We start from the raw sequence: 17,600 nt of genomic DNA on the forward strand, positions 1-17,600 counted from the left end.
AACTCAGGTGGAACCTAGGCCGCGGCTAGCACCAGCACACCATCCACGGCAATTCCATGCGCCCGCAACACCATCGCAAACTGTGCAGACGTGGCACCCGTGGTACACACATCGTCCACGATGAGCAGTTTCGGAGCTCCCTTCCCCTCGTCAGGGTGACTAGCTGCGCGAACCATTGCCCTGAGGCGCTTCACAGATGCCGCATAAACCCTCACGTGGGCGGCCACATTGGCGCGTCTCTCAGTTCTGCCCAGCCCCACGGAGTCCCGCGCCTCATCCTCCATATAAGCCACCGGCATCACATGTACGTGTCCCGGCCACCGACGAGCAGCACTCTCACACATGCGGGTCACTACATCTCCACCGCGTTGGGCAGCCGAATGGCGTCGACACGGAGCGGGAAGAAGAACCACACACCCCCAACGAGGATCGGGAACCAGGCCGAGCCCTGCCACGTGAACAATGCCAGACTCCACTACTCGGCCTGCAACCGAAATAGCCGCGGGTCTGAGATGTTCTTTCAACGCCAGCACTAACGCCCGGTGCGCACCGCCGTAATAGCCGGCAGCAAACACAGGAACCACGGACACCGGTGGGCTCACACGGCGCCATGGAACCTGCAGATCCATCCCGCAACGCTGGCATAACTGATTACGGACAGCGGTGCCCGCTAAGGTTTCACCACCGTCATAGAAACCAACCACTCTGCCACAACATATGCAGTCTCCCCTCCACAACAGCCCCATTGCCGCGGACAGGTACTCTCCCCAATATTCCCCCAGATCCATGTAGACACAATAGCGCAGTTAGTTCGCCAGCACAGCCACCGCGCGCTGGCCCTGCAACGCCGGCACTTCACGCCAGAAACGGCGATCCGATTCCATATTGTTGAGCTGCATCAAAGCTCGCGCGTCGGTTGCATACACCACAGTGGACGTCGCGGCCACAGCCACCACCGGAGCGCTGAGATTTCGACTCGGCAGTTGCGTGGAAATAGACCCATCTGCTGCCACCTGCCACAGCGGCGCGTCGGAGGAACGGGTTCCCACCAGGAGAGAGCCATCCGGCTGCCAATCCACGCTGATAGCGGTATCTCCCAGCTGGTTACCCACCTGGGTAAGTGCACCCAAGCGTTTGCCGCCGTCATCGTCATTTTCCAGCACGGTGGTGTATACGCGGCCGTTAATGAGCATCACCGCATGCACGCCATCCCGGAATATCCGGAACATGCTAATACGAGTGGATTTACCATCAACTCGGCGTAGTACCCCCATATCCACATTCGAACGCTCTATCGCACCAAGCTCACGGCGCACCAGGCGAACAACTTGCTTGCCGTCGACGACCGTATAGATGGTGTCTGCATCCGAACCCCATGTTGGCCGGGTAAGGCTGTCTGCCGTCACCACTGTCTGCGGTTGTTCTTGCTCCGCTCCCACCAACAACTTACGCTCGGAATCTCCGCGGCCGGTCACCACCGCAAACACCGATCCTTGAGGGCTCACTGCCACCGACTCGTTATATTGTCCATTGACCCAACCGCTCATCGGCGTGGGCTGATTCTCGGAGATATCCACGATTTGCCCATCCAGTACTGCCCGTAGAGGCATCGCGATGTCCGCTTGAGGATCGAGCTTGGAGACATCCTCCACTTGCCACTCACGGCCGTTTTGTTCAGACAGGGGCGATCCATCGGCTGTGATAACGTACGGCCCCCGCACATCAGAACTCGCAAGAGTCCACACCACCTGCGCAGCAACGAGATCGCGCTCCTGTTGGTTCAGGCCAGTCATACCGGTGAAATCAACAGAGACACCACCATCATCGAGACTGCGTGTCTGTACTGTCGCGTCGTGAGGGATGAGAGTGCGCACCCCTCTTTGGAGATTCTCCTGCGGCCCTGCGGTTAAGAGGGAAATGAGGGAGGAGCTCAGGGATTGCTGCCGCGTATAGACCCAGCGGCGATCAGCCACGAGATGCTGACCCTGCGGCCCGAGATAATAAATGGGATGTGGCTGATACGCACTGGTGAAGTCACTACGATCCACTACCACCGCATCTGGAAGGTTGGCGATTCTCCATTCTCCGTTGACTTTCACCATGTCATAGGTGGTTTCGTAACCGGTGAACATCGGATGGTACACACCACCAACCCCCATGCTGCCGATGAGATTACCGCGAACGGCATACGTCACCTTATTCGCAGAAGCCGAGCCATTCGAAGCAATATCAATGCGGTCGAGGATAAAAATATCCTTGCCAGTCTTCCAATTCTGCGCTGCCTCTGGAGTGAGGAAACGCCGTGCGGCCTCATGGTTCACCAGTGGATGGGCGCTCGCAGAGAAGAAGTCGCGCAGCATGAGATCTGCCGGGTTGCCCGGGGTAGGTTCAGCAACTTCCTCAAGCGAAGGTGAGGAGGCATAAGAGCTCACCACTTCCGGCGCGGTACTCCCCGGCAGCGTGGTGCAGCCGGTCAGCATCACGAGCACGCCAAGGCTGGCCACCGACGTCTTAATATGTGCGTAACGGGCCCGTTGACTCATGATTCATCCTCCTTCCCTTCACCGCAGGTTGTCGCTCGCTCGTCTTCCCCGTGTGTTGTCGCTCGCTCGTCTTCCCCGTGTGTTGTCGCTCGCTCGTCTTCCCCGTGGCCCTTTGTCTTCTCTGGCTCTCCGCAGGATTCCTCCCCATACCCCTCAGGCAGTTCTTTGATCTCCTTATTATTCAACGCCACCGCGTCCCCATCCCCACTCGTCTCCGGTTCCAGGAGAGTAGTGGGCTGGACGCTTGGGAGCACCTTCAGCGGCAGTGGGGACTCGCGTACTTGTGCGCCGGCCTCCAGTGGCAGGGTCAGGCGGAAACAGGATCCCACGCCTGGCTCGCCTGTGGCCTCTAGGCGGCCACCGTGCAATTGAGCATCTTCCTTAGCAATCGCCAAGCCCAATCCAGTTCCGCCAGTACGACGTTCACGGGATGGATCTGAGCGCCAGAACCGCTGGAACACCAAGTCCTCTTCGCCCGGTTTCAGACCCACGCCGTGATCCACCACCGTAATCGCCAGGGAATCCTTTCCAACAGCCATCGTGACATCGATAGGTTTGCCCTCACAATGGTCCACAGCGTTGCCCATAAGGTTGCGTAGAATACGCTCCACCCGGCGAGAGTCAATCTCCACCTGGACGGGTTCCTCCGGCAAATTTACGTTGAAAGATGTGCCCACGTCCTCCGCGATGGCACGCACCTGAGCTAGGGTTGAACGCACCACTCCCCGGACATCCACGCGTTCACGGGAAAGATTCGCCACACCCGCATCGTGTCGCGAGATCTCCAACAAGTCGCCCAACAATGTCTCGAAGCGCTCCAATTCCTTGTTCATCAACGTGGAAGCCCTGGCGGTAATTGGGTCAAGGTTATCCACATTGTCGTGAATGAGGTCAGCGGCCATGCGCACGGTCGTCAGAGGCGTACGCAGCTCATGGGACACATCCGATGTGAATTGCCTCTGCAGCGAACCGAACTCCTCCAGATTGTGGATCTGGGTGGAAATTTTCTCAGCCATGTCATTGAAAGAGGTCGCTAGGCGAGCTACCTCATCCTGCCCATCGACCACCATGCGTTCGCGCAAATGACCTGCGGCGAAACGGGCAGCAATACTGGAGGCGGTGCGGATCGGGACGGTCAGCTGCTGAGAGAACACCCACGCAATGACAACCAGCAACACGAGGAGAACAATGCCACCTGCGGACAACAAACCGCGCATCAGAGCCAATGTGGATTCTTCAGCGTCTAAAGGCAACACAAGATAGAGCTCCAGACCTGAAATATCGGCGGACACCGGCGACCCAATAATGAGAGCCTTATATGGCCCGGCGGCACCCTCCATCGTGCTGTATTGGTAAGCCACCTGCCCCTGCTGAATAAAGCGACGCAGAGAGTCTGGCACCTCGGCAGTATCGGGGACGATAGTTTCGTCGTCACTGCTGACACTGTGGGCGATGAGGATCGGCTCATACACTTCAGAGCGGGACTGATCCATTCCCCCCTGTCTGTCCGATAATGCCGCGCGTGCGGAAGTCAGTCTCACAGACGTGGGGTTGGAAGCATCCATCGAATCGACTTGTTCTTCCACCACAGCACGGGCACGGTCAATTTCCTCCGTGGCGGTTGCATATTTCTGATTCAGCAACTGCTGACCCACAAAGTTGATGAGTACAAAACCCAACACCAAGATGACCAAAGTCGATGATAGGAACACCGAACCGATCACACGCATCTGGATAGACGTTCGCCAACGCAGCAGCAGTGTTGAGCACAGCCACTTGGTGGTGTGGCGGGGAGAGCGCAGAAAGGATAGGAACGCTTCCTTGGGACCACGCGGTGCGTTGTGCAAAACCCATTCAGGATGGGGGTGCAATACTTCCGTCACGTGCGCGACCGTGCTGCGCTTCGAGGGTTCACCCCGCTTCTCCTCGATGTTCTTATCTGCTCGGGAGGGCACGTGATTATTCGCCAGTCTTGTAGCCGATACCGCGGACAGTCTGGATGATATGTGGATCGTCCGGGTCGTGTTCAATCTTCGAACGCAAGCGCTGAATGTGAACATTCACTAAGCGAGTGTCCGATGACTTTCGGTAGCCCCATACCTGCTCAAGGAGTTCCTCACGAGAGAACACTTGGCGCGGACGAGATGCCAGAGCCACCAGCAATTCAAATTCAATAGGCGTGAGCGAAATTTCATGGCCACCCCGCATAACCTGGTGCCCTGGAACGTCAATCCTCAAGTCAGCCACCTCGAGCATCTCCGGACGTTCATCCGGTGAGCGACGCAAACGCGCACGCACGCGAGCCACCAGCTCTTTTGGCTTGAATGGTTTATGGATGTAGTCATCTGCACCGGATTCCAACCCCAATACCACATCGACAGTATCGGTACGTGCGGTGAGCATGACAATAGGGACGGCAGACTCTTCCCGGATTGCCTTACATACATCAATGCCGTTCATACCCGGAAGCATGAGATCTAGCAGGATCAGGTCCGGGTGAACTTCACGCTGCCGGTGGACGGCCTCAAGACCATCACCCACAACTTCCGTATTGAAGCCTTCGCCCTGCAGAACAAGGGTGAGCATTTCAGAGATTGCAGGATCGTCGTCAACAACCATAATTGTCGCTGCCATGGTGTGCCTATCTCGTCCGTTCTTAATTGATGTCACTATTGGGAAAGTCTGTGCAGGTTAGTCTACATCGAGTGCCCGGGTGATGATGTCTGCGATTTCTTCGGCGCGTGCCTGGGTTTCATTGTCGGAGGCATCAACGATCTTCCACGGGCTACGCCAATGTGCGACAGCCAAATCGCGGTAGGCCTCCACTGTGCGCCGTTGGAGGGCTTGGTCGGTCTCGTATGCGTCGAGTGTCCGGCTGGCATCCTCCGCTTCGCGGAGTTGAGCTCGCTCACCCGCCATGGAAGCCTCCACGTCCACGAGTATCTGTAGATCCGGAACGGGCACGCCTAAATGTCCAAATTCCAACGACGCCACCCAATCTACGATCGGATGCTCTGCAAGAGAATCTGAACCCGTCTTCGTACCATCACGCACCGTTTGACGCGCCACCGAATACGCTGCGTTGGACGCTGTATAGCGATCCAACAGGACCACATAACCATCTCCGTCGAGTTCCGCCAGTTCATCGGCGACGTCATGGCGATCCAACGCAAATAGCGTAGCCATTCCGTAAATCGAATCGGTGAGGTCTCCCATGCGTTGATATAGCGCCTCCTGGGCAAGGTGCGCCGGTGTGGAATGCTCGTAACGGGGAAATGCTAGGCGCGCAACCGCCACTTCTCGGGCGAGAAGTTCTTTTTCTACGGCCGTCACCAAGGTGTTCTTACCAGCGCCATCGACGCCTTCAAAAGAGATGATCATGTCGGTTGTCTCAGTTCCTCAACTAGTCGACCGTGAGTGCGTACGTGACGACAGCGCGCCAACAGTGTCCATGTGGAAGGCACACCATCCAGAGTGATGAACACAATTGCTAGTAGCGGTAGTGCTCGGGTTTGTAAGGGCCTTCCACATCTACACCGATGTACTCGGCCTGTTCTTTAGTAAGCTTGGTCAGCTTTCCGCCCAAAGCTTCCAGGTGGATGCGAGCAACCTTTTCATCCAGCTTCTTAGGAAGGCGGTAGACCTCATTGTCATACTGATCACCCTTGGTGAAAAGTTCAATCTGCGCGATCGTCTGGTCTGCAAAGGAATTGGACATCACGAAAGAAGGATGCCCCGTCGCATTACCCAAATTCAGCAAACGACCCTCAGAGAGCACAATGATGGAAATGGGGTCACCAGCGGCGTTAGGGAAGGTGAACTCGTCAACCTGTGGCTTGATGTTCACTCGTGTGACATCCTCGCGGTGAAGCAACGATGCCATATCAATCTCATTATCGAAGTGGCCGATATTTCCTAGAACCGCATGATCCTTCATCTTCTGCATCTGTTCAAAGGAAATAATCCCCAGGTTACCTGTGGCGGTAATAACGATGTCCGCCTCATGAATTGCATCGTCAACGGTGACCACGGGGAATCCGTCCATCAAAGCTTGCAGGCCATTGATGGGGTCCACCTCGGTCACCTTCACGCGCGCGCCTTGTCCAGCCAAAGCTTCTGCGCAGCCCTTGCCCACGTCGCCATAACCACAGACGAGGACGTTCTTACCCCCGATCAGCATGTCCGTAGCACGGTTGATCCCGTCCAAAAGCGAATGGCGCGTCCCGTAGCGGTTATCGAACTTGGATTTCGTGACGGCATCGTTCACATTCATCGCTGGGAAAGGAAGAACTCCTTGTTCAGCAAAGTGATAGAGACGGTGCACGCCGGTGGTGGTCTCCTCCGTGACCCCCTTGACGTTCGTAGCTGCGCGAGTCCACATGCCCTCATCCTGAGCGAATGTGCGAGCCAGCATCCCCAGGAATGCTCGATGTTCGTCGGAGTCTTCTGCCGTTGGTTCTGGCACCAGGCCAGCCTTTTCGTATTCAGTGCCTTTAATGACGGCCATTGTGGCATCGCCGCCATCGTCGAGAATCATGTTCGCATCAATGCCATCTCCCCAAGAGAAGATCTGCTGAAGGCACCACCAGTACTCATCCAGAGACTCCCCCTTCCATGCGAAAACGGGTACGCCCTCAGGTTTTTCAGGAGTTCCCTGCCCCACGACGATAGCTGCGGCTGCCTCATCCTGTGTGGAAAAGATGTTGCAGGAGGCCCATCGCACCTCAGCACCCAAGGCAGTCAGCGTTTCGATCAGCACTGCAGTCTGCACAGTCATGTGAATGGAACCAGCAACACGAGCTCCTGCCAGCGGCTGCTCATCGGCGTATTCACGGCGTAACTCCATCAAACCTGGCATTTCGTGCTCTGCCAGGCGAATCTGATGCCGGCCAGACTCCGCCAAAGAGAGGTCAGCGACCTTAAATTCCAGATCCCCGATGCGATCGACGTTCATCTCAGCCATGTAGTTCCTTAATTCTCCATGCAAGGCGCACGCCGCTGATTCCTGAGTGTGCGTACGCGAAAGTTCATTGACGTGCCTAGTTTAGCCGGTCATGCGACAGGTTCAGCTCAGCGCTTCTGCGAAAGTTTCCAGCCCTTCAGGGGCCGAGTCACCTCGGCGATCAATTTCCTTGTCCAGGAGGAGGCTAGCCTGCTCCTGGAGCGTCTCATCACAGTGTCCGATGTACTCACGCACGAATGGATGTTCATCCGCGACAGTGGCTGAGCTAAACGGAGCTCCGCACCAGATGGCCGCCACGCTCGCAGCGCACAGACCATTGAGGTATTCGACGTCTCCAGGCTGAGCGTGTCGAAGCGCGAAGGTGATAGCGTCTTCAATTGCCTGGAAGAGGTCAGCAGGGTCACGGTCCACTAGATCATCGAGGAATTCCACATTATCCACGTCATGAAAGATGTACTCATCCCAGTTACTCATGCTCGCCACTCCTTCCGCGGGCTTGTCCGTGTTGCTCGTTGGTTTTCAACCTCGAGAGTAACGAAAAATAAACAGTTAAAAGAGCTGGACTGACAGTGTCTTTTCTATAAAAACATGTTAGCCTGTAATCGAATTGTAATAGTCGTCTTCAGCCTGGATAGACTATCTTCGATCAACTTTTCACGGCTCGAACAGTCGGACTTCACAGACCTCAGGTGATCCTTGAGACAATTTCTTATAACTGCAAACCAGAGGACTGAACTTTCGACGATGCCATCCGGACACTTTAAAAATGCGAGAAAGGAGGAGGCATGAGTAGCGAGTACCCCAACGGCCCACAGAGTTCTCAGAAGCAATCAGCTCAGCGTGAAGAGCCCACCACCGCTTCTGCCTCCGTCTCCCCTGCTCAATCACCGCGCGGTGAAGGCTTCCGGTTCGTCGCCGTCTTCGCCGCTGCGGGCCTGCTTCTAGCTGGACTAGTTGGTGTGTGGACGCTGAAAGCCTCCAACGGAGATCCAGACGCACGCCAGCGCGCTATCTCTGAACAGTCGCTCCTCGATAAGTCGGAGGATAGCTCTGCTTCGGAAACCAACAAGCGCACCGATACCTCCGGTAAGGCTAAGACCAATACATCAGCGCATAAGGCTCACACCGCTCAGCCTGGATACGCTTCAGGTGAGGGCACGCAGAACGTGACACCTCTGGGTAATGATCCCTACCTTCCGCCAAACTCGTGGAACGGGGGCAGCCGCAACGACGCTTCTGAGGCGCCTATTTCGCCCACCGAGACTCTCTTCTCCGTGCCAACATCCGAAACTACCGCAGTGGCGCCCCCGAGTGGTTCGAAACCCAGCAAGCCAACAACTCCCGCTGCTCCGAAACCGCCTGCTCCTGTCTTCCCTGCTCCTTCTATCCCATTGAAGCTGGACTTTTTCCCCGGTGGGACTGTGGCTCCCACGGCAACTATGACTCAGTTGCCGTCGGATTCTAAGAGCAGTAACGAGAAGGCACAGACCGCGCACTCCGGTAAGTCCGCCCCTGCTGCAAGTAAGGACAGTAAAGGCGAAGCAGGTAACACTACCAACCAACTCACTATCTTCGAGCGTCCGGTCTGGGGAGGCATGACAGACACACGCTAGGGAACCACCTAGTGCCGTCAGCCCCCAACCGTGGCAATGAACGCAGCGGCCTGCGGGGGTTGTTCCTTACCCTCGTGGAACTCCCGACCATGTGAGCCGGAAGAATCGCTCTGCTGAGCTTCCCCCCTGCCTTTACCCTCGGGCTCTGCAACACTCACCGTGACTGGATCAGAGCTAGCCGCTACCCACACTGCCCGCCCCGGCGCCAATCCCAGTGGAGATTCCGCCTCCTCCGAATAGACTGAAACACCGTCACCGACGGACAGAATAATAGCCGGACCCTCCACCCGTGATTTCTGACTAGGCACCACACGGCTCAGGCGGAATTCTGGAGCTGGAGTGACATATACCCCATGCTCGTCAACGTTCAGGCACGGATCATCTAACGGCTGGCAGGTAAGAACCCTCATCAGCTCAGGCACATCGATGTGCTTGGTGGTCAACCCACTGCGCAGCACGTTATCCGAATTCGCCATGATCTCCACAGCCAATCCGCCAAGGTAGGCATGCAACTGACCCGCATCCAGATACAGTGCCTGACCGGGTTTCAGCGTGACGCGGTTAAGCAATAAAGAGCACAATATGCCCGTATCACCCGGATACTGCTCCGACAACGTGATGACGGTCTTCAGTGAAGGAACCATCCATTCCTCCAGAGCGGATGCAGTGCTTTTGGTCGGTGAGACGTCGAGCAATTCGGAACACCGCGCTACCACCGCATCGATAAGCGGACGCACGAAGTCCGGCGGCAGGCTGACCCAGGTGGTGAAAATGCTACGCAAATCGGACTCATCATTGCCAGAGCCGAGTAAGGAAATATGTGCAGCAAGTTCAGGTAAGTCCAGTGCCTTCAACAATTCTCGAGTGCGCTTTACCGGCCGAAAACCAGCCAAGGCCTCAAAGTCGGTGAGGGCAACCACCAGCTCCGGCTTGTGATTGTCATCCTTGTAGTTACGCTGAAACGCCCCCAGAGGCACGCCTTGCTTATTCTCCGCGGCAAAACCCTCCTCCGCCTGCTGCTTAGTCGGGTGAGCCTGCAGGCTTAATGCTTTGTCCGCTGCAAGAAGCTTCAACAAAAAAGGAAGCGTCTCATGACCTTCGCCCAGCTGAGCGACGGGATCTGCGGCGATGAACTGGTCCAATGTGACGTCTTCGGAAACGACGGTTGATGGAGCCGCCGGATGGGCACCGAACCATATCTCTGCCTCGGGGTGTTCCGTCGGTGACGGTCGGCCGGTGAGATCAGCCAGTTTCGTGCGCGATCCCCACGCATACGAGCGGACGTTGCCCTCGATCAACTGCACTGTTTACTGTCACATCCTTGGGTGTTTTGCCAATACAGCGGCTCTGGGTGAGCCGCCGTCTCCGAACCGCATTGTACGGTCTGCCGCTTCACTTTACGCGCGAATCACCGCTAGTGCCTCGTCTACGATCGCCTGAACTTCGTCGTCAGTCTTCGCTTCGACATTAAGGCGTAGCAGTGGCTCAGTATTAGAAGCTCGAACATTCAACCACGAGCCGTCCAACAGGTCAATGGTTACGCCATCGAGGCGATCGACCGCCGCTGTACGATCAGCGAATGCCGTTACAACCGCCTCGGTGCGCTCCTTCTGATCGGCTACTTCACTGTTAATCTCCCCCGACGCCACGTATCGGCTGTAGGCAGACTGCAATTCAGATAATGGCTTATCCTGACTTCCAAGGGTCGAGAGCACGTGTAACGCAGCAAGCATGCCGGAATCCGCGTTAAAGAAGTCCGCGAAGTAATAGTGGGCAGAATGTTCTCCTCCAAAGATCGCATTGCTTTCTGCCATTTGAGCCTTGATGAAGGAATGCCCGACGCGTGTACGTACCGGAGTGCCGCCTTTTTCTTTCACCAGCTCTGGAACACTCTTGGAAGTGATCAAGTTATGGATGATCGTGCAACCTGGGTTGGCTTCCAGGTAGCGCTCGGCGATCATCGCGCAGATGGTGGACGGCGAAACGGGCTGGCCTTTCTCATCGACAATGAAGCAGCGGTCTGCATCTCCGTCAAAAGCTATGCCCAAGTCAGCTCCGGTTTCCACGGTGTAGCGCTGCAAGTCGACCAAATTCTTGGGGTCAAGGGGGTTGGCCTCGTGATTGGGGAAGCTGCCATCTAGCTCAAAGTACAGGTCACAGACTTCCACCGGCAGATTCTTGAAAACGGCAGGAACTGTAAACCCACCCATACCGTTGCCAGCATCCACAGCCACTTTCAGTGGACGGATATTCATAGGTACCAGGTCAAGGAGGTACTGGGCATATCCGTCCAGAACATTTTCTTCAGTGTTGGTACCCGGTGCGCCATCAAAAGCGGGAACGCCGTTAATCAGTTCATCCGTGATGGTTTTCAGCCCGGTTTCCTGGCCGACGGGACGTGCACCCGCACGGCATAGTTTGATGCCGTTATACTTCGCTGGGTTGTGAGAAGCCGTGAACATAGCACCTGGGCAGTCTTTGACACCTGAAGCATAGTAGAGCTCATCTGTAGAAGTCAGTCCGAGATAAATGGTGTCCAGTCCCTGCGAATTCACACCTTCGACGAACGCTTGGGACAGCACCGGAGAGCTCTCTCGCATATCGTGTCCCACGACGACTGTGCTCGCTTCCTCGTTCCGCATGAGCCGCGCGAAGGCAGCTCCTGTGTCACGGACGAAATCTGCGTCCACCTCATTGTCAGCAGAGCCGACTACTCCACGGACGTCGTAGGCCTTGATGATGTCGGCCAGTGCCTCACGGGTACGTGCGGTCATAGTGTGCAAGCTCCTTGCTTATCAGGAATTGTTGGGCATGTGCTGGTGCAATGCTCTTTGTGTATTTGTAAAAAATGGACTGGGGTTGGCCTGGCGTCCATGACATAGACACCGAAGTGGGCGACGGTTTCCACACCTACGAACGCTACCTAACCATCACCTCGGTGCACAGCGCGTAGGTGTCGGCGCGGAGCCAGACGCGGAAGATTACGCCGCGCAGGATGGTGACCGGTGGGCAAAGGAATCTCCTCGCGGCGGATCACCCGCGGAGCGGGAGCAGGAGCTTCCTCTTCCACATGATTGGTGGCCTCTTGTACCGCCTCGACAAGAGCCATGAGATCCTCTTCATCTGTATCATCCTCGGCGACAAAGCCACCGGGTTGAACGTCTGCCGTCTGCAGTGTCCATCCATAAGGAACGGTGGTCCGCCGCGCATGCTCCTCGCATAAATCCCAGCGATGAGGGTTACCGGAAACCTGCAGAGGGCCGATGATGGCCACCTGTTCTGCATAGTTGAACTCGAGGGTCGCCACGGCTGGCCTACGGCATCCAGGGCGAGAACATTGTCGGCTCACAGTCACGCCCAACATCTTAGCCGGCGCAACCCGATGTGGGTACCTAACACGAAACGCCTACTCTCCATACTGCAGTCCACGCAGGACGCCGATCAAAGGATTCTTTCCGATGACCAAGCGTTACTGAAAGATCCCTCTTGACCAAGCGTTACTGAAAGACCCCCTGGACCAAGCGATACTGAAAGATTCCTCTGCAGCGCGTACCGCAGGGAACGAGAGCTCCAGCAGTGCACTCCACGCGATGGTGAGATTTTCGAGGAAGCGCACCTGTGTCATGGCCAGATGCTAGCCGTGAGCAGGGCTAGACTGTGGAGCCATGGGACACATCACTCGCGTACGTAATGACCGTCGTGGTCGAGGGCCGCGCGGTGTGCTCCTTCCGGATCTTCCGCGACACAAGTCGCGAAGCGAGCAATTTGATGCTGCCGTGCTTGACGCCTATGAACCGATCGTCGACCGTTTTGAAGAACAGTTGGCGTCGCTCGATATCGCGGTAGATGTGGTACCACGCATGCGCCTCGACGTGGGCTATAAGCAGTGGCCCGACGATGTCGTTGCGGATGGTCAGGTTCCCCTTGGGCGACTCGTGCCTGCCGGGGTGGACTCCAAAGGCCGCCCCACTCGGCCACGCATCATCGTTTTTCGCCGCCCTGTTGAGTTACGCACTCACGGTGCTGCAGCACTGCGCGAGCAATTACATGCCATTCTGGTACGTCTGGTTGCGGTGTACCTCAATGTGTCGCCGGACATCATCGATCCACAATTCACGTGGGAGAGCTAGCACATGGGAAGCGCGTAGCGTTGCTTTCTCATCTCTAACCTAGGCGCTTTTTCAGTTTGCGCCGTTCGCGCTCCGATAGGCCACCCCAGATACCGAAACGCTCGTCATTAGCGAGCGCATACTCTAGACATTCATCGCGCACACCGCAGGCTTGGCAGATACGCTTAGCTTCACGGGTGGAACCGCCCTTTTCTGGGAAGAATGCCTCAGGGTCAGTCTGTGCACAGAGCGCCTGCTCCTGCCAGTCCTGTTCAACCGCATCAAACAGCAGGTCGAAATCTTCAGTGAGATCAAAGAGGTTACGCTGGCGCGCGTCACCGTCCACGTGGACCTCCCTATCCACTGCAGCAGAACCGTCAGCGAATTGGCCACTAAAGGCCGTATCTACTGACTTGTCCACTGTGTTCTCCTAACAACCGTTGACTATTACTTGGTGCACTGCACACCTACCCACTTCCGCTTTCCCATTGTGTGGAAATTCTCTCTTGAACACACTGTCCTGCCCAAGCGAGGAGCGAGCCGAAATGGGAGATAAAAGGTGCGAGCGCGTGTCACTACTGGACAGATTACACAAAGGTAATTACATTCCGTCAATCTTTCACCAAACCCACCGTATCCCATTAATCACAACCGCAACACACACCACATACGTCACAATGCAATAAAAAGTTATTTACTTACTTCACCACGACATATATCCCCCTCACCTGCGCCCACCACAACATATAGTGAAAATCCTCAAGTTTCACTGAAGATTCCCCAACATCTTCGGAATTTTCTGATAATTTTTCTCTTCCCTCCAGGCATCCCCCGTTTGCCCCACAGAAACAGTTATGCACGGCTCAACAATCCGCGGACTCCGCCACATGTGCATGGATCCCTGTTTACCCGAGCTCTCCCATCACCAGAGCCCCACTGTTCACCTCAACCAGCCCACACAGTCCGAACTTCTTTTTACAAGGAAACCCTCGACGTCACCTAAACATCAGAGGAAAAACGCAACCCGCCATCGGGAATCTGCACACCTGGCCACACACGCGCACCATGACGCAATTCGCAACGCGCACCAATCACCGCGCCTTCTCCAATGATGCAGTCGGTAAGAACGGCACGGGCGCCGATGCGAGCACCAGCACCAACCACACAGCGCTCCACGGTGGCACCTGCCTCAATCTGCACCCCATCAAAAATGACTGAGGTGTCCAAACGAGCTCCCGCACCAATCTCTGCACCGCGTCCCACCACCGTGCCGCCCAGAAGCAAGGCACCGCCACCGACTACCGCAGAATCATCCACGAAGGCTTCGCCCGTGTGGCCTTCCAACAATGGCGAGGGAGCAATGCCGCGAACCAAATCAGAGGATCCTCGCACAAAGTCATCCGGGGTCCCCATGTCGCGCCAATATGCTTGATCCACATGGCCAAACACACGCAAATTACGTTCCAGAAGCTCTGGGAACACCTCGCGCTCAACGGAAATGACCCGTCCCTGTGGGATTGCCTCAATAATGTCACGATTGAATACGTAGGTTCCCGCATTAATCTGGTCTGTCGGTGGATCTTCCGTCTTTTCCAAGAAGGCACTCACTCGCCCATCATCGTCTGTGGGAACGCAACCGAAGGCGCGGGGGTCAGCCACTCTCAACAGGTGAAGAGTCACATCGGCTTTACGTTTGACGTGGCTGTCCAACACAGCATTGAGGTCGGTCCCACCCAACACATCACCGTTGAAGATCATCGCGCGGTCGTAACGCAGACGACTGAGAACGTTACGGATACCTCCGCCAGTGCCCAACGGCTCATTTTCAACCACGTATTCAATCTCTAGGCCAAAATCGGAACCGTCGCCGAAGTATTCCTCAAACACCTCTGCGCGAAAGGAGGTCCCGAGTACCACGTGGTTCATTCCTGCGGCTTTAATGCGAGCGAGCAAGTGACGTAGGAATGGGTAGCCGGCAGTGGGAAGCATCGGCTTGGGGATGGTGTTGGTCAGCGGGCGTAGACGTGTGCCTTTGCCTCCGACCAAAATGACCGCGTCAGTATTGGCTGCAAGATTGTCAGACATACCTAGTGTTCTTCGCATCCTTCTCGCGGAAGTCGTATCACTTCCGCGTAGCGTGTTCATCCCCTGCGCGTGCTATGGCGCGTGCCTGGGAGTTATCTTGTTGCCCTGGAGACTAACTGACGCCACCAATGACTCCGACTATCCACGCCGTAGACTACGAAAATATTGTGTACCTGTGATCTACAACAGGTGCTGTCATCCGCAAAAGACAGCATCTGGGTGTTCCTCGTCGCCTAGACGCCGTGGCTTTTCTTTTCCTCTTGCTCCTTTTGCCGTTGTTCCTTTTTCAGGGCGCGCTGTGCCAATGTCACAGCAATAATGCACCGTGTGCTGAGACCGGCTTTCAACACTGCTCGTACGGGAGCATATTTCCAGCCCACTAGACGATCGGCTTGAAAGCGATACGCGCTATCGTGATGCGCCTTAAGGGTTATTTGCGGATGCTTACTGGCCGAGTGGCCCTGGGCATGGGCGATTTCCGCCGCGGGAGTGAAAATATTCAGCCATCCAGCTTTGCCCATGCGGTCACCAAGATCCACGTCTTCCATGTACATGAAATACCGCTCGTCGAAACCATTGACAGACTCGAATGCGTCCCAACGCAACAGCAGGCAGGAGCCAGACAGCCATCCAGCCCGGCGTTCGTTGCTCATATCCGTATCATCAAGGTAACGCTTAGTCCACGGGTTATTTTTCCATACCGGCCCCAACAGTGCATGACCAATTCCGGATCCTAGCTGCGGAACTGCACGGGCTGAGGGGTACACGGAGCCGTCAATCTCACGTATCAGCGGTCCGACGGCACCCGCGCGCGGATGACGCTCCATCGCTTCGATCATCCGGTCGATCGCACCCTGGTTGAACACAACGTCGGGGTTCACGATCATCAGGTAGTCGGTATCAATCTCACCAGACTGACGTTTATCGCGTAGAGCTTTCCATCCGATATTCATCCCCGCTCCGTATCCCACGTTGCCGCCAGAGTGAATGAGCTCCACCGGCATCGGATGATCAGCGCGGCAGACGGCCTCAGGGACCCCATCGCGAGAACCATTGTCGACGATCACCACGTGCCCTCCCCGCTGAGTTGCGGCAGGGATAGAGTTCACGAAATCCCACAAGTGCTGTCCTGGGGAATAAGTGACAGTGATGATCGCGATGGGTGCCATGCTCAGGGAGCCTACTCCACAGCGTGAATCAATCCGTCCTGCCACGCGGGAAGAGGCTGAAGACCAGCGTCCACCCACTCCTCAAGGGACAAGGCGGAGTTCACAGGGCGAGGCGCAGGCACTGGATACTCGGCACTGGTGATGGGGGTGACCCTCTGCGGCTCGTGACCTGTCGCCGCAAAAGTGGCCTGAGCCAAGTCACACCACGTGATGGGATCTCCACTACCGGCACAGTGCAGAACTCTCGGCAGATCTGCTGGTACAAGGTGTTCGTGCTCACCCGCTAACACTGCCGCCACCTCGCATAGGGCTGCTGCCAAGTGCGGGGCGTACGTTGGACGCCCCCACTGGTCATCCACTACGGAAGGGTTCACACCCCGATCTGCGAGATCCGCCATGGTGCGCACAAAGTCTCGCCCTGTATTAGCTGGACCTGTGTACACCCAGCTAGTCCGCACGACTATGCCGCCCGCTTCCAACACAGCCTTTTCTCCCTGCAACTTGGAACGCCCGTACTCATTGATCGGCTCGGTCGGATCCGTTGGGTGGTTGGTCTCCCCTCTTTTCCGACGCCCACTGAACACATAGTCAGTGGATACATGGATCATCGGAATACCTAAACGCGTGCACTGCTGCGCAAGCAACCCTGGCGCGCGGCCATTGACCGCGTACACTTCCTCGCGCACATCGGGGCTCTGTGCGCCGTCCACGTTGGTAAACGCTGCCAGGTTCACTACGACGGTGGGCTGGGATGGTGGCGTTGGGAAAAAGGGCGACAAATCGCAGTTGCCAGCGAGATCCATATCAGAGCGGGAGAGGCCGCGCAGGGTTGGAACCAGGCAGGACATTGCACGCCCCACCTGACCATGAGCGCCGGTGACAAGAAGTTCCATGTTTCTAGTGTGACATTGATTGATGCTGTGGCCGAGATGCGGTGCACTCTCAAGAGCGTGACGTGGGGGAGTCTACGAACGAAGATATTCTCCAGCGATCTCAAGAAATGACACTTTACGTAGGGATACAGCCCCCAACGATCTCGAAGAATGAGACTTTGCGCACGAAGAAAGAGTTGGTTGTCCCTTTTGCCAGGCGGACGCAGTAAAGTGTGGACAGAATTT

16 protein-coding genes are annotated in these 17,600 nt (G+C 56.3%); 2 read left to right on the forward strand and 14 right to left on the reverse strand.

The window, feature by feature from the left end; genetic code table 11:
* Positions 1–14: 14 nt before the first annotated feature.
* The 7 genes from GP473_RS07150 to GP473_RS07180 all read right to left on the reverse strand — a co-directional run bounded on the left by GP473_RS07150 (position 15) and on the right by GP473_RS07180 (position 7,980).
* A complete protein-coding gene (locus tag GP473_RS07150; protein WP_185770209.1) occupies positions 15–788 on the reverse strand; it encodes a ComF family protein in 774 nt (257 codons plus the stop codon).
* Positions 789–806: 18 nt separating this feature from the next.
* The gene (gene lpqB / locus GP473_RS07155; RefSeq protein WP_186276772.1) at positions 807–2,543 is read right to left on the reverse strand and encodes an MtrAB system accessory lipoprotein LpqB; all 1,737 of its coding nucleotides are present in this window, start codon (positions 2,541–2,543) and stop codon (positions 807–809) included.
* A complete protein-coding gene (gene mtrB, locus GP473_RS07160; RefSeq protein WP_281381155.1) occupies positions 2,540–4,345 on the reverse strand; it encodes an MtrAB system histidine kinase MtrB in 1,806 nt (601 codons plus the stop codon). Before mtrB ends, lpqB begins: the two co-directional genes overlap by 4 nt.
* Positions 4,346–4,502: 157 nt before the next feature.
* A complete protein-coding gene (gene mtrA, locus GP473_RS07165) occupies positions 4,503–5,177 on the reverse strand; it encodes an MtrAB system response regulator MtrA (RefSeq protein WP_186277301.1) in 675 nt (224 codons plus the stop codon).
* Between the two features lie 57 nt (positions 5,178–5,234).
* Positions 5,235–5,924: a dTMP kinase gene (locus GP473_RS07170; RefSeq protein ID WP_185770212.1), complete on the reverse strand. Its 690-nt coding sequence runs from the start codon at positions 5,922–5,924 to the stop codon at positions 5,235–5,237.
* 109 nt (positions 5,925–6,033) lie between these two features.
* Positions 6,034–7,497 (reverse strand): adenosylhomocysteinase, encoded by a 1,464-nt coding sequence (gene ahcY / locus GP473_RS07175; protein ID WP_390625320.1) that lies wholly within the window; start codon positions 7,495–7,497, stop codon positions 6,034–6,036.
* Between the two features lie 111 nt (positions 7,498–7,608).
* Entirely contained in the window at positions 7,609–7,980 is a 372-nt protein-coding gene (locus GP473_RS07180) for a DUF4259 domain-containing protein (protein WP_185770214.1), read from the reverse strand.
* A gap of 311 nt (positions 7,981–8,291) precedes the next feature.
* On the opposite strand from GP473_RS07180, the gene GP473_RS07185 reads away from it, so the two are divergent.
* Complete coding sequence (locus tag GP473_RS07185) at positions 8,292–9,119, forward strand: hypothetical protein (protein ID WP_186276773.1); 828 nt, start codon at positions 8,292–8,294, stop codon at positions 9,117–9,119.
* A 17-nt stretch (positions 9,120–9,136) separates the two neighbouring features.
* Here the strand turns inward: GP473_RS07185 and manA are convergent, their stop codons facing one another.
* From manA to GP473_RS07200, 3 genes are all read right to left on the reverse strand, one after another.
* The gene (gene manA, locus GP473_RS07190) at positions 9,137–10,423 is read right to left on the reverse strand and encodes a mannose-6-phosphate isomerase, class I (RefSeq protein ID WP_185770216.1); all 1,287 of its coding nucleotides are present in this window, start codon (positions 10,421–10,423) and stop codon (positions 9,137–9,139) included.
* Positions 10,424–10,516: 93 nt separating this feature from the next.
* Positions 10,517–11,893 (reverse strand): phosphomannomutase/phosphoglucomutase, encoded by a 1,377-nt coding sequence (locus GP473_RS07195; RefSeq protein ID WP_185770217.1) that lies wholly within the window; start codon positions 11,891–11,893, stop codon positions 10,517–10,519.
* Positions 11,894–12,042: 149 nt separating this feature from the next.
* Positions 12,043–12,474, reverse strand: coding sequence for a DUF3499 domain-containing protein (locus tag GP473_RS07200; RefSeq protein WP_185770218.1), 432 nt, complete (start codon positions 12,472–12,474; stop codon positions 12,043–12,045).
* A 310-nt stretch (positions 12,475–12,784) separates the two neighbouring features.
* Here GP473_RS07200 and GP473_RS07205 point away from each other — a divergent pair, with 310 nt between their 5' ends.
* A complete protein-coding gene (locus tag GP473_RS07205) occupies positions 12,785–13,249 on the forward strand; it encodes a metallopeptidase family protein (protein ID WP_185770219.1) in 465 nt (154 codons plus the stop codon).
* Positions 13,250–13,283: 34 nt separating this feature from the next.
* Here GP473_RS07205 and GP473_RS09565 read toward each other — a convergent pair whose 3' ends face one another.
* The 4 genes from GP473_RS09565 to GP473_RS07225 all read right to left on the reverse strand — a co-directional run bounded on the left by GP473_RS09565 (position 13,284) and on the right by GP473_RS07225 (position 17,375).
* Complete coding sequence (locus GP473_RS09565; protein ID WP_281381107.1) at positions 13,284–13,649, reverse strand: WhiB family transcriptional regulator; 366 nt, start codon at positions 13,647–13,649, stop codon at positions 13,284–13,286.
* Positions 13,650–14,227: 578 nt separating this feature from the next.
* Positions 14,228–15,313 (reverse strand): mannose-1-phosphate guanylyltransferase, encoded by a 1,086-nt coding sequence (gene manB, locus GP473_RS07215; protein WP_185770220.1) that lies wholly within the window; start codon positions 15,311–15,313, stop codon positions 14,228–14,230.
* A gap of 233 nt (positions 15,314–15,546) precedes the next feature.
* Positions 15,547–16,482, reverse strand: a complete 936-nt coding sequence (locus tag GP473_RS07220; protein ID WP_185770221.1) for a glycosyltransferase family 2 protein — start codon at positions 16,480–16,482, stop codon at positions 15,547–15,549.
* 11 nt (positions 16,483–16,493) lie between these two features.
* Positions 16,494–17,375, reverse strand: a complete 882-nt coding sequence (locus GP473_RS07225; RefSeq protein ID WP_185770222.1) for an SDR family oxidoreductase — start codon at positions 17,373–17,375, stop codon at positions 16,494–16,496.
* Positions 17,376–17,600 lie beyond the last annotated feature (225 nt).

Origin of the sequence: Corynebacterium anserum, assembly GCF_014262665.1 — a bacterium.
GTDB classification, from domain to species: domain Bacteria; phylum Actinomycetota; class Actinomycetes; order Mycobacteriales; family Mycobacteriaceae; genus Corynebacterium; species Corynebacterium anserum.